At 69.7% G+C, this 12,759-nt stretch carries 12 protein-coding genes; 11 read left to right on the forward strand and 1 reads right to left on the reverse strand.

All coding sequences use genetic code 11. The features are described 5' to 3' along the window. Positions 1–17: 17 nt before the first annotated feature. The 7 genes from ACUYTF_RS09300 (at position 18) to ACUYTF_RS09330 (ending at position 7,057) form a co-directional block, all read left to right on the forward strand. Positions 18–1,097, forward strand: a complete 1,080-nt coding sequence (locus ACUYTF_RS09300) for an ABC transporter permease subunit (protein WP_434142531.1) — start codon at positions 18–20, stop codon at positions 1,095–1,097. Positions 1,098–1,196: 99 nt separating this feature from the next. After that, complete coding sequence (locus ACUYTF_RS09305; protein WP_434142532.1) at positions 1,197–2,177, forward strand: D-ribose ABC transporter substrate-binding protein; 981 nt, start codon at positions 1,197–1,199, stop codon at positions 2,175–2,177. A 110-nt stretch (positions 2,178–2,287) separates the two neighbouring features. Further along, positions 2,288–4,033, forward strand: coding sequence for a dihydroxyacetone kinase family protein (locus tag ACUYTF_RS09310; protein ID WP_434142533.1), 1,746 nt, complete (start codon positions 2,288–2,290; stop codon positions 4,031–4,033). Further along, positions 4,030–4,503: a ribose-5-phosphate isomerase gene (locus ACUYTF_RS09315; RefSeq protein ID WP_434142534.1), complete on the forward strand. Its 474-nt coding sequence runs from the start codon at positions 4,030–4,032 to the stop codon at positions 4,501–4,503. The genes ACUYTF_RS09310 and ACUYTF_RS09315 overlap by 4 nt, the downstream gene beginning before the upstream one ends. After that, positions 4,496–5,302: a triose-phosphate isomerase gene (locus tag ACUYTF_RS09320; RefSeq protein ID WP_434142535.1), complete on the forward strand. Its 807-nt coding sequence runs from the start codon at positions 4,496–4,498 to the stop codon at positions 5,300–5,302. The genes ACUYTF_RS09315 and ACUYTF_RS09320 overlap by 8 nt, the downstream gene beginning before the upstream one ends. A gap of 22 nt (positions 5,303–5,324) precedes the next feature. Next, positions 5,325–6,140 (forward strand): DeoR family transcriptional regulator, encoded by an 816-nt coding sequence (locus ACUYTF_RS09325; RefSeq protein WP_434142537.1) that lies wholly within the window; start codon positions 5,325–5,327, stop codon positions 6,138–6,140. Between the two features lie 80 nt (positions 6,141–6,220). Further along, positions 6,221–7,057, forward strand: coding sequence for a protein phosphatase 2C domain-containing protein (locus ACUYTF_RS09330; protein ID WP_434142539.1), 837 nt, complete (start codon positions 6,221–6,223; stop codon positions 7,055–7,057). 245 nt (positions 7,058–7,302) lie between these two features. On the opposite strand, the gene ACUYTF_RS09335 is transcribed toward ACUYTF_RS09330, so the two are convergent. Beyond that, the gene (locus tag ACUYTF_RS09335) at positions 7,303–8,652 is read right to left on the reverse strand and encodes an aminotransferase class III-fold pyridoxal phosphate-dependent enzyme (RefSeq protein WP_434142540.1); all 1,350 of its coding nucleotides are present in this window, start codon (positions 8,650–8,652) and stop codon (positions 7,303–7,305) included. A gap of 164 nt (positions 8,653–8,816) precedes the next feature. Here ACUYTF_RS09335 and ACUYTF_RS09340 point away from each other — a divergent pair, with 164 nt between their 5' ends. From ACUYTF_RS09340 to rsmA, 4 genes are read left to right on the forward strand one after another with little or no spacing between them, the layout of a single operon-like run. Beyond that, a complete protein-coding gene (locus ACUYTF_RS09340; protein ID WP_434142541.1) occupies positions 8,817–9,284 on the forward strand; it encodes an OsmC family protein in 468 nt (155 codons plus the stop codon). Positions 9,285–9,326: 42 nt separating this feature from the next. Beyond that, positions 9,327–10,910: a methionine--tRNA ligase gene (gene metG, locus ACUYTF_RS09345; RefSeq protein ID WP_434142543.1), complete on the forward strand. Its 1,584-nt coding sequence runs from the start codon at positions 9,327–9,329 to the stop codon at positions 10,908–10,910. Between the two features lie 2 nt (positions 10,911–10,912). After that, entirely contained in the window at positions 10,913–11,860 is a 948-nt protein-coding gene (locus ACUYTF_RS09350) for a TatD family hydrolase (protein ID WP_434142544.1), read from the forward strand. Continuing rightward, the gene (gene rsmA, locus ACUYTF_RS09355; RefSeq protein WP_434142546.1) at positions 11,857–12,738 is read left to right on the forward strand and encodes a 16S rRNA (adenine(1518)-N(6)/adenine(1519)-N(6))-dimethyltransferase RsmA; all 882 of its coding nucleotides are present in this window, start codon (positions 11,857–11,859) and stop codon (positions 12,736–12,738) included. Before ACUYTF_RS09350 ends, rsmA begins: the two co-directional genes overlap by 4 nt. Positions 12,739–12,759: the final 21 nt, after the last annotated feature.

Raw genomic sequence — 12,759 nt, forward strand, 5'->3', positions numbered from 1 at the left:
GAACGGATTGACTCACTATGACGACCACAACAAGCACCGGGATCGTTGAATCCCAGAAGAAGAGCTTCTCCTTCACGAAGCTGCTGATCGAGGGCCGCGCATTCCTCGCGCTGATCCTGATCATCGTCGTGTTCTCGCTGCTCTCGCCGAACTACCTGACGCTCGACAACGTCCTCATCATGGCGTCGCACGTCGCCATCTACGCCATGCTCGGCATGGGCATGCTGCTCGTCATCCTGAACGGCGGCATCGACCTGTCGGTCGGCTCGACGCTCGGGTTCTCGGCGATCATCGCCGGCCACCTGCTGCAGGGCGTGCCGATCAACTTCCTCGGCATCACGCTCTACCCGAACGTGCCCGTCGTGATCGCGCTCTCGTGCGGCATCGGCGCGCTGGTGGGCCTCATCAACGGCGTGCTCGTCGCGCGATTCAAGGTCGCCCCCTTCGTCGCGACGCTGGGCATGCTCTACGTGGTGCGCGGGGCGGCCCTCCTCATGACCAACGGCCTCACCATCAACAACCTCGCGGGTAAGGACGAGCTCGGCAACACGGGCTTCGACTGGGTCGGCTTCAACCGCATCTTCAACATCCCGATCGGCGTCATTATCATGGTCGTCGTCGCGCTCGTGCTCGGCTGGCTGCTCGGCCGTACGCGCTTCGGCCGCTGGCTGTACGCCTCGGGCGGCAACGAACGCGCGGCCGAGCTCTCGGGCGTGCCCGTGCGCAGCGTCAAAGTCTGGGTCTACGTCATCTCGGGCATCTGCGCCGCGGTCGCCGGCCTGATCCTCGCCTCGACCCTCACCAGCGCGAGCCCCACCGCCGGAAACACCTACGAACTGACGGCCATCGCCGCGGTCGTCATCGGCGGCGCCTCGCTGATGGGCGGCAGCGGCAACATCCGCGGCACCCTGCTCGGTGCCCTCGTGATCGGCTTCCTCTCGGACGGCCTCGTCATCGTCGGCGTCTCGGCGTACTGGCAGATGGTCTTCATCGGCGCAGTCATCGTCGTCGCAGTGCTGCTGAACTCGCTCGACTACGGTCGTCGGCGCAAGCCGGCGAAGGCCTCGGCCCCCGCAGCGGCGCCCGCCGCCCCCTGACCCCCACTACCAGTCAGAAGCCCGGCCTCAGCGGGCCGGCTCCAGACTTCCCCGTCGGCGGTCCACCCGCCGCCGACACCCTCAGAAAGGAAACACCACATGAAGAAGAAGGCTATTGCAGCCCTCGCTGCTGCGGGCGCTCTCGTTTTCGGGCTCGGGGCCTGCTCCTCGGGCGGCGCCGATAGCTCGGGCGGCGACGGCGGCGAAGCCGGCGGCCTCATCACGATCATCGTGAACGACCCGGCGAACCCGTACTGGAAGACCGAGGGCGACATCGCCGCGGCCACCGCCAAGGAGCTCGGCTACGAGGCGACCGTCGGCGCCCACAAGGGCGACGCCAATACCGAGAACACGCTGATCGACACCGCGATCTCGAACAAGTCCAAGGCCATCATCCTCGACCCCGCGAACGCCGACGGCTCGGTCGCCGCGGTGAAGAAGGCCGATGCCGCCGGCATCCCCGTCTTCCTCGTGAACGCCGAGATCAACGAGAGCGGCCTCGCGAAGGCGCAGCTCGTCTCGAACAACGCGCAGGGCGCCGCTCTCGGCGCGCAGGAGTGGGTCAAGGCCATGGGCGAGGCCGGCAACTACGTCGAGCTCTTCGGCGCGCCCTCGGACAACAACGCGCAGACCCGTTCGAACGGCTTCACCACCGTCATCAGCCAGTACCCCGAGCTCGTCAAGGTCGGCGAAGAGGTCGCCGATTGGGATCGCACCAAGGGCCACGACAAGATGCAGGCACTGCTGCAGGCGAACCCCGATATCACCGGCGTGATGGCGGGCAACGACGAGATGGCGCTCGGTGCGATCGCCGCACTGAAGGAGGCCGGTCGTCTCGACGGCATGATCGTCGGCGGCTTCGACGGCGCTCCCGACGCGGTCGATGCGATCAAGAACGGCGAGCTCGCGTACACCGTGCTGCAGCCGGTCGCCACGTTCTCGAAGCAGGCCGTCGAGATGGCCGACGACTACATCAAGAACGGCACCGAGCCGGAGACCGAGAAGATCGCCATCGACTGCATCCTCATCACGAAGGACAACGTCGACAAGATGACCGAGCCTTTCGTCTACACCGAATAATCCGGTCGATTCTCGACAGGGATCGACGCCCGGGGCCGAGGCAGCCGCAGCGCTGCCCGTCCCGGGCGTCGGCCCGACCGGCACCACCGAACGACCCCAGGAGAGGGATCATGAGCTACTTGATGAACGACCCCGCGGCATTCGCCGAAGAGTCGGCCGAAGGCTTCGCCGCGGCCCACCCCTCGCTCGTGCGCCTGGTGCCGGGCGGAGCGGCCCGCCGCAGCGCCACCCCCGACGGCCAGGTCGCCGTCGTCATCGGCGGCGGTTCGGGTCATTACCCCGCATTCGCGGGACTCATCGGGCCGGGCCTCGCCCATGCGGCCGCGATGGGCAATATCTTCGCATCGCCGAGCAGCCGTCAGGTCTTCTCGGCGGCGCAGGCCGTCGCGACCCCCGCCGGTGTGCTGCTGAGCTACGGCAACTACGCCGGCGATGCGCTGAACTTCGACCTCGCGCAGGAGCGGCTGCGCGAGAGCGGCATTCCGACGCGCACGGTGCGTGTGACGGACGACATCTTCTCCGCCCCGCAGGGCGAGCAGCACCAGCGTCGCGGCATCGCCGGCGATCTGCCCGTGTTCAAGGTCGCCGCATGGGCGGCGGAGCACGGCCGCGACCTCGACGGAGTCGCCGACCTCGCCGAGCGCGCGAATTCGCGCACCCGGTCGATCGGCGTCGCGTTCTCGGGCTGCACGCTGCCCGGCGCGACCGAACCCCTGTTCACCGTTCCCGCCGGCAAGATGGCCGTGGGCATGGGCATCCACGGCGAGCCCGGCATCGAGATGCGCGACATCCCGACCGCCGATGAGCTCGGCGCCTTCTTCGTCGACTCGTTGCTCGGCGAGCTGCCCGACGGCGTCGGCGAGGCGCGGGGTGCCCGTGTGGCGGCCATCGTCAACGGCCTCGGCTCGATCAAGTCCGAAGAGCTCTTCGTCGTCTGGCGGGCGGTCGCGCAGCAGCTCGAGTCGCACGGCATCGTCGCCGTCGAACCCGAGGTCGGCGAGTACGCCACCAGCTTCGAGATGGCGGGGCTGTCACTGACGCTGATGTGGCTCGATGACGAGCTCGAGCAGGCCTGGCGCGCCCCCGCCTACAGCGCCGCCTACCGCAAGGGCGCCGTCGAGCAGGCCGGCGAGGATGCCGCGGTCGCGCCGGCCGCCGTCTCGGCGGGAGCGGGCTTCGCCGCCGCCGCGACTCCGGAAGCCGAGCGTGCAGGGGAGGTCGCCGCAGCGGCGATCCGCGCCGTGCGCGAGGTCATCGACCGCGAGGTCGACGAGCTCGGGCGCCTCGACGCCATCGCCGGCGACGGCGACCACGGTATCGGCATGCAGCGCGGATCGCACGCGGCCGACGCGGCGGCGGCCGAGGCCTCAGCCGCCGGCGCCGATGCGGGCACCGTGCTCGAGTACGCCGGCGACGAATGGGCCGACAAGGCCGGCGGCACGTCCGGTGCGCTCTGGGGCGCGGGGCTGCGTGCCGCGGGCCGGGTCATCGGCGGGTCGGCGGCCGACGCCGTCACCGTGGCGCGGGCCGTGTCGGCCGCGCGCGACGAAGTGCAGCGCTACGGCAAGGCCGAGGTCGGCGACAAGACGCTCGTCGATGCCCTCGTGCCCTTCGCCGAGGCGCTCGAGAGCGCGGTATCGAACGGGACGTCGCTGCGCCGGAGCTGGCGAGACGCCGTCGAGGCATCGCGATCCGCCGCCGACGCCACCGCAGACCTGCTGCCGCGCATGGGACGTGCGCGGCCGCACATGGAGAAGAGCCTCGGCACGCCCGACCCGGGCGCGGTCTCATTCGTGCACGCCATGCGCGCGATCGCAGAGACGCTCGACAATTCACACACGAAGGAGGAATCATGACCGCCCAGTGGCGCATCGTGATCGGCGCTGATGACGCCGGCTACCAGTACAAGGAAGCGCTCAAGAAGGATCTGGAGAACGATCCGCGCGTGGCATCGGTCACCGATGTCGGAGTCGATTCCGACGGGCACACGCCCTACCCCCGCGTCGCAGTCGCGGCGGCCGAGAAGGTGCGCGACGGCGAAGCCGACCGCGCGCTGCTCGTGTGCGGCACCGGCCTCGGCGTCGCGATCGCTGCGAACAAGGTCACCGGCATCCGCGCGGTCACCGCGCACGACAGCTTCAGCGTCGAGCGCAGCGTGCTGAGCAACAACGCGCAGGTGCTGACCTTCGGCCAGCGCGTGATCGGCCTCGAGCTCGCCCGCCGTCTCGCACGCGAGTGGCTCGGCTACGAGTTCGACGAGACCTCCGCATCGGCCGCGAAGGTCGCCGAGATCGAAGGGTACGAGCAGACGGGGTCCTGTGCCTGAATCCGCTCTGCTCGCCGGCGCGGGGGCCGCACGGCCCCCGGCCCTGCTCGGCGTGAGCTTGAAGCTCTACCTCGATATCGCGCGTACGCGGGCCTGGGCCCGTGACGTCGCCGCGCTCTCGCGGGCCTCCGAGGCCGTGCGCGAGGGGCGGGTGCGCCTCTTCGCGCTGCCCTCCCTTCCCGCGATGACCGCCGTGCAGCAGGAGCTCGCGGGCACCCCGGTCTCGTGGGGGGCGCAGGATCTGCACTGGGAGGATCGCGGGGCGTTCACCGGAGCGGTGAGCGGCAGCGACCTCGCGGATCTCGGCTGCCGGTACGTCGAGGTCGGCCACGCCGAGCGCAAGCGCATCTTCGGAGAGGATGCGGAGACGATCGGGCGCAAGCTCGACGCGGCCTTCCGCAACGGTCTGATCCCGGTCATGTGCGTCGGCGAACCCGAGTCGACGTCGCCCGACGAGGCGGCGGAGGTCTGCATCGCCCAGCTCTCCGATGCGCTCGCGCATGTCACGAGCATCGATGAGCGCAGCGAGGTCGTCGTCGCGTACGAACCGGAATGGGCGATCGGCCGGGCCGAACCGGCGTCGGCCGAGTACGTGCGTTCCGTCGGTACGCGCCTGCGCGCCTGGCTCGATACCGACTTCGCGCACGTGCCGGCCTCGGTCATCTACGGCGGAAGCGCGCAGCGCGGCACGATCGGCGCGCTCGCGGGCGACGTCGACGGGCTCTTCCTCGGCCGATTCGCGCACGATGCCGCGGCCCTCGCCGATATCGTGGATGAGATCGCCGGTTCGCAGAACTGAGCGGCGGCGACGGGAGACGAACGTGAGCAATGAGGAAGCGGGCGGGCAGCGCAACAACCGCCAGGGTCAGCGTCAGCAGGCGATTACCGAGATGGTGGTCGCCGAGGGCGCGGTGCGCATCGAGCAGCTCGCCGAGCGCTTCGAGGTCAGCACGATGACGATCCACCGCGACCTCGACGAGCTCGAACGCCGCGGCCTGCTGCGCAAGAACCGCGGTGTGGCCGCCGCGATGTCGACCTCCCTCGTCGAGTCGAGCGACGTCTTCCGTTCGAGCCGCCAGAACGCCGAGAAGGAGGCCATCGCGCACGCCGCGATGGAGTTCGTCGAACCCGGCCAGGCCATCATGATCGACGATTCGACCACCGTCGTGCGCATGCTGCCGCACCTGCGCACGAAGCGGCCGCTCACGGTCATCACGAACACGCTGACCTCGATGGAGCAGCTGCGCGAGACCAGCGGCATCACGCTGCACGGCGTCGGGGGGCAGTACTACAACTGGTGCAGCTCGTTCATGGGCCGTGTGACGACCTCCGCGATCTCGCGCATGCGGGCCGATGTCTGCTTCCTCTCGACGGCCGCGGTGTGCGACGACATCGCCTTTCATCAGAACCTCGAGACGATCGACGTGAAACAGGCGATGTTCGCCGCCTCGGCGCAGCGCATCCTGCTCGTCGACCACACGAAGTTCGACCGCAGGGCGCTGCACGCGGTCGCTCCGCTCGCCGACTTCGACATCGTCATCGTCGACGCCGCGACCGAGACGCGCCACATCACGCGCATGCGCGAACAGGGCATCACCGTGGTCGTCGCCCGCAAGCCCCACGTGCACGGCGGCTGAACGGCCGCCGTCACCGGGATTACGCAATTGCCCGGTACTCTGGCAGGGTAGGATGTTCTGGTGTATATGGGGTGGAGACTGTGACAGTACGCGGCGCGAACGCAGCACGTAAGCGACTGCGGTATCGCCCCGACAGCGACCTCGAAATCGAACTCTCCTGGTTCGGGCTCACCGATGTCGGCACCCGGCGCGACAACAACCAGGACAGCTACGTGGTGCTGCCGCCGATCTTCGCGGTCGCCGACGGCATGGGCGGTCACTCCGCCGGCGAGGTCGCCTCGGCCGCCGTCGTGCGCCGCCTCGCCGAGCTCGGCGGGCGCGAGAGCGTCGCTCAGGCCGATATCGACGAGATGCTCGGCGACGCCGTCGACGACATCGAGCTCGATGTGGGCGAGACCGAGCTCGGTGCGGGCACGACGGTCACGGGCGTCTGCATCGGCACCGATGAGGAGCCCACGTGGCGGGTCTTCAACATCGGCGACTCGCGCGTTTACCAGTACTTCAAGGGCGCGCTGAGCCAGATCACGGTCGACCACTCGGTCGTGCAGCACCTCATCGACACGGGCTCGATCACGCCCGAAGAGGCCGAGGTGCACCCGCACGCGAACGTCATCACCCGCGCGGTCGGCTTCAACGAGCCGCCGATTCCCGACTACACGTCGCTCGCCCTGATCCCGGGCCAGCGCCTGCTGCTGTGCTCAGACGGGCTCACCAAGGAGCTCACCGAGGTCGGCATCCAGCACTTCCTCGCCTCCGAGCCGACGGCCGAGGCCGCAGCGCGCACGCTCGTGCGCGAGGCCGTCGAGAACATGGGCCGCGACAACGTCACGGTCGTCGTGATCGACGTGCACGCGGTCGGCGACGTCATCGACACCGGCAGCCTCGAGTCAGCTGGCATCACCCTCGACGACGCCTGAGCGCCGGCGCCTCCGCCCTGATCGTCGGCGATCCACGCCCGCAGCTGGCCGATCCTTGGCGACCGCCGAAGCGCAGCGGCGCCGAATGCACGAACTTGTGCGGAATCCGCCCCGAATTCCGCACTTTTTCCCGCACGCCGCGCCAGAGCAGCAGTGCAGCGGTGCGTACGCACGCGGGGACAGCGCAGCAGGCATGAGTGAGCCCGCGACCGAAGACTCGGCCGCGGGCTCATTCGCGAGAGGGATCAGGCGGCGTTGATGGCCTCGTCGATGACGCTCACGACATCCTCGATCAGCGCGTCGGTCATCTTGAGCGACGGCAGGAAGCGGATGGCCTGGTTGTAGACGCCGCTCGAGAGCAGCAGCACGCCGCGCTTGCCCGCGTAATCGATGATGTGCGCGACCATCTCGGTGTCGGGCTCGAGGGTGCCGGGCTTCACGAACTCGGCCGCCAGCATGGCGCCCTTGCCGCGCACCTCGGCGATGCACGCGTGCTTCTCCTGCAGACGGCGCAGCGCCGACCCGAAGGTCATCTCGATGCGCTTGGCCTCGGCGAGCAGGTTCAGCTCTTCGATCTGCTCGAACACGGCGACCGCCGCGGCGCAGGCGACGGGGTTGCCGCCGAAGGTGCCGCCGAGACCGCCGGGCTGCGACTTGTCCATGATCTCGGCGCGGCCGGTGATGCCCGAGAGGGGGAGGCCGCCCGCGATGCCCTTCGCCGAGAGCACGATGTCGGGCTCGACGCCGAACTGCTCGATCGAGAAGACGGTGCCGGTGCGCGCCATGCCGGCCTGCACCTCGTCGGCGATGAAGACGATGCCGTTCTCGCGGCACCAGGCGGCGAGCGCCGGCAGGTAGCCGTCGGCCGGGACGATGAACCCGCCCTCGCCCTGGATGGGCTCGACCACGAGGCAGGCGAGGTCTTCTGCGCCCGCGACTTTCTCGAGGTGGGCGATGGTGCGCTTCGCCGCTTCCTCGCCGGTCAGGCCGTCGTGCAGCGGGTACGAGTTCGGCGCCTTGTAGATGTTGCCGGCGCGCGGGCCGTAGCCGAGCGCGTACGGCGCGGCCTTGTGGTTCATGCTGCTGGTGAGCATGGTGCGGCCGTGGTAGGCGTGCTCGAGCACCGCGACGCCCGGGCGGCCGGTGTGCTTGCGGGCGATCTTGACGCCGTTCTCGACGGCCTCGGCGCCCGAGTTCATCAGCAGCGTCTTGTACGGGTTCTCGGGGGTCGAGCCGGGCACGTGCTTCGCGAGGTGCTCGGCGACCTGCACGTAGGGCTCGTAGGGGGTCATGGTGAACAGCGTGTGGGTGACCTTGCCCAGCTGCTCGCGGGCCGCCGCGACGACCGCGTCGTCGGTGTGGCCGATCGTGGTGACGCCGATGCCGCCGCAGACGTCGATGATGCGGTTGCCATCGACGTCGACGAGGATCGAGTCGTGCGCGCTCTCGATGTAGACCGGCATGACGCTGTGCACTCCCGGGGGGATGACGGCCTGGCGCCTGGCGTGGATCTCTCGTGAGCGCGGCCCGGGGATCTCGGTGACGACGAGACGCTCCTGGGGGATAGTGGATTCGGTAACGGTCGCTTCGCTCATACGCTCGATCTTACTCCCGGCAGGGCGCTTCTGCAGAGCGGCGCCCTGCGCGCCGACGGCGACGGACAGGCTCCGAGCGTCCGGCCGACGCGCAACGAGCGTCCGGCTGGCGCGCAACGAGCGTCCGGCTGACGCGCGGAGCACGGAGGACTACGCTGAAGGGCATGCGCGATGAGCACGTCTTCGAGGCCACCGTCGAGTGGCGGGGCAACCGCGGCACCGGCACGAGCGGGTTCCGCGACTACGGCCGCGAGCTCGAGCTCTCGGGGGCGCTGCGGCAGACGATCGAGGCGTCGGCGGCCCGGGTGTTCCACGGCGACAGGGATCGCTGGAACCCGGAGGAGCTGCTCATCGGCGCGCTCGCGCAGTGCCACATGCTCTCGTACCTGCACATGGCGGTGCGGGCGGGCGTCGTCGTGACCGCGTATACCGACGATGCGGCCGGCACGATCATGCAGGAGGGGCTCGGGGGCCGCTTCACCGAGGTCGTGCTGCGCCCCCGGGTGACCGTGGCCGATCCCTCGATGATCGATGCGGCCCTCTCGGCCCACGATGCCGCGCACCAGCACTGCTTCATCGCGAACTCCGTGAACTTCCCGGTGCGCATCGAAGCCGAGATCACCGCCGCGTAATGCGGTCCCGGCCGCCCGGCGGTTCGCAATAGAATGGAATCCATGGCTTCGGATTCGTTCTTCCTCACGACCCCCATCTTCTACGTGAACGACGCGCCCCACATCGGGCATGCGTACACGGAGGTGGCCGCGGACGTGCTCGCCCGATGGCACCGCCAGGCGGGCGACGACACCTGGTTCCTCACCGGCACCGATGAGCACGGGCAGAAGATCCTGCGGACCGCGACCGCGAACGGCGTGGCGCCGAAGGAGTGGGCCGACCGTCTCGTGGAGAGCGCCTGGAAGCCGCTGCTCGACACGATCGACATCTCGAACGACGACTTCATCCGCACCACGGACGCCCGGCACGAGGAGGGCGTCGCGAAGTTCCTGCAGAAGCTGCACGACGACGGCCACGTGTACGCGGGCGAATTCGAGGCGCTCTACTGCGTCGGCTGCGAGGAGTTCAAGCCGAAGAACGAGATCGTCGACGGCGAGGGCGCGTTCGCGGGCGAGAAGGTCTGCGCGATCCACTCCAAGCCGCTCGAGCTGCTGCAGGAGAAGAACTACTTCTTCAAGATGAGCGCGTTCCAGGAGCGCCTGCTCGCGCTCTACGAGGAGCGCCCCGACTTCGTGCAGCCAGCGAGCGCGCGCAACGAGGTCATCGCCTTCGTGCAGCAGGGGCTCGAGGATCTCTCGATCTCGCGCACCTCGTTCGACTGGGGCATTCCGATCCCGTGGGACGCATCGCACGTCACCTACGTCTGGTTCGACGCCCTGCTGAACTACGTCACCGCGACCGGGTACGGCTCGGACGCCGAGGAGTTCGCGCGCCGCTGGCCCGCGAACCACATCGTCGGCAAGGACATCCTGCGCTTCCACGCCGTGATCTGGCCCGCCATGCTCATGGCCGCGGGGCTCGAAGTGCCGAAGCACGTCTTCGCGCACGGCTGGCTGCTCGTCGGCGGCGAGAAGATGTCGAAGTCGAAGCTCACGGGCATCGCCCCCAACGAGATCACCGACACCTTCGGCTCGGACGCCTTCCGCTACTACTTTATGCGCGCGATCGCCTTCGGGCATGACGGCTCCTTCAGCTGGGAGGATCTGTCGGCCCGCTACCAGGCCGAGCTCGCCAACGGCTTCGGCAACCTCGCCAGCCGCGTGCTCGCGATGAACGCGAAGTACTTCGGCGGCAGCGTGCCCGAGGCCGGCCCCGAGCAGCCGTCCGATGCGGCGATCCGCGAGCTCGCCGCGAGCGTCGCCGGTCGCGCCGACGCGAAGATCGAGGAGTTCGCCATCCACGAGGCGATCGCCGCGATCTGGGAGCTCGTCGACGCGCTCAACGGCTACGTGCAGGAGCAGCAGCCGTGGGCGCTCGCGAAGGACGAGGCGAACGCCGCCCGGCTCGGCACCGTGCTCTACACCGCGACCGAGGGCCTGCGCGTGCTCGCCGAGCTGCTCTCGCCGGTGCTGCCCGTCGCGACCGCGAAGCTCTGGACCGCGCTCGGTGCGGAGGCGACGCTCGGCGCGCTCGCCGACCGGCCGCTGCGCGATTCCGGTACCTGGGGCCGCCTCGCAGCCGGCACGTCGCAGCAGGCGCTCGACGTGCTCTTCCCGCGCATCGACACGGCGACCGAGGGCAAGTGAGCATGGCGACGACCGGGCAGGGCGGAGCCGCCCCGGCCCCGCCCGCGGGCGGGCTGCGCAAGCGGCAGACCGGCTCCGAGAGGAGCGGCGCGCGCGACCTGACGCGGCCGGCGAACCCCGAACCGCTCGCCGTGCCGCTCTACGACAACCACACCCATCTCGAGTTCGAGGACGGACTCGACGTGCTGGACCCCGTCGAATCGCTCGATCGAGCGGCCGCCGTCGGCGTGCGCGGCGTCGTGCAGGTGGGCACCGACCTCGAGACCAGCCGCTGGAGCGCGGCGCTCGCTGCGGCCGACCCGCGCGTGCTCGCCGCGGTCGCGCTGCATCCGAACGAGGCGCCGAAGCTCTTCGACCAGGGGCTGCTCTCGGCGCAGCTCTCGGAGATCGCGAGGCTCGCAGCGCAGCCGCGCGTGCGCGCCGTCGGCGAGACCGGGCTCGACTTCTTCCGCACGGGCGAAGACGGCCGCGAGGCGCAGATCGAATCGTTCGAGGCGCACATCGACATCGCGAAGGCGAACGGCATCGCCATGCAGATCCACGACCGGGACGCCCATGACGAGGTCGTCGCGACGCTGAAGCGCATCGGTTCGCCCGCGCGCACCGTGTTCCACTGCTTCTCGGGCGATGCCGAGCTCGCGCGCATCTGCAACGATCACGGCTGGTACATGTCGTTCGCGGGCACCATGACGTTCAAGAACGCCCCGGCCCTGCGCGAGGCGCTCTCGGTCGCGAAGCCCGAGCTCGTGCTCGTCGAGACCGATGCCCCGTTCCTGACGCCCGAGCCGTTCCGCGGCCGGCCCAATGCGCCCTATCTGCTGCCCCACACGGTGCGCCGCATGGCGGAGACCCTCGATACCGACGTCGACGAGCTCTGCGCGCAGCTCGCGAAGAACACCGAGAAGGTCTACGGCTCGTGGGACGAAGGCCTCGAGGAGTCGGCGGCATGAGCGACGGCGACGGGTCGGGCCTGCTCGGCCCCTCGGAGGTGCGGGAGCTCGCCGAGCGCCTCGACGTCTCGCCGACGAAGAAGCTCGGCCAGAACTTCGTGATCGATCCGAACACCGTGCGCAAGATCGTGCGTCTCGCGGGGGTCGAAGCGGGCTCCGGCGTGATCGAGATCGGCCCCGGGCTCGGATCGCTGACCCTCGGCATCCTCGAAACGGGCGCGGATGTCACCGCGGTCGAGATCGACCACCGCCTCGCCGCCGAACTGCCGGCCACCGTGCGGGCGATGCAGCCCGGGGCCGAAGCGCGATTCCGGGTGATCCGCAGCGACGCGCTCGACGTCTCGAGCACCGATCTCGCCGGGCTGCCGGTGCCGCCGACCGCACTCGTCGCGAACCTGCCCTACAACGTGTCAGTGCCGATCCTCATGCACCTGCTCGAGCTCATCCCCGACCTCGATCGCGGCCTCGTCATGGTGCAGGCCGAGGTCGGCCACCGCATCGCGGCACGGCCCGGGTCGAAGGAGTACGGCGCCCCGAGCGCGAAGGCCGCCTGGTACGGCGACTGGCGCATCGCGGGCAGCGTGAGCCGGCGCATCTTCTGGCCCGTGCCGGGGGTCGACTCGGTGCTCGTGGGCTACGAGCGCGCGCCGCAGCCGCTCGGCACGGAAGCGGAGCGCGTGGTCGTGTTCGAGCTCGTGGGCGCGGCGTTCGCCCAGCGCCGCAAGATGCTGCGGCAGTCGCTGCAGGCGGTGCTCGGGCCCATCGGCGCCGTGGTGGCGACGCTCGAAGCGGCGGGCATCGACCCCACGCTGCGCGCCGAACAGCTCGGCGTGCTCGACTTCCTCGCGATCGCGAGAGCCGCGGCCGCGCGCGCCTGAACGCGCATGTCATCTTCGCGA

This window comes from Leucobacter sp. GX0328 (genome assembly GCF_053567315.1).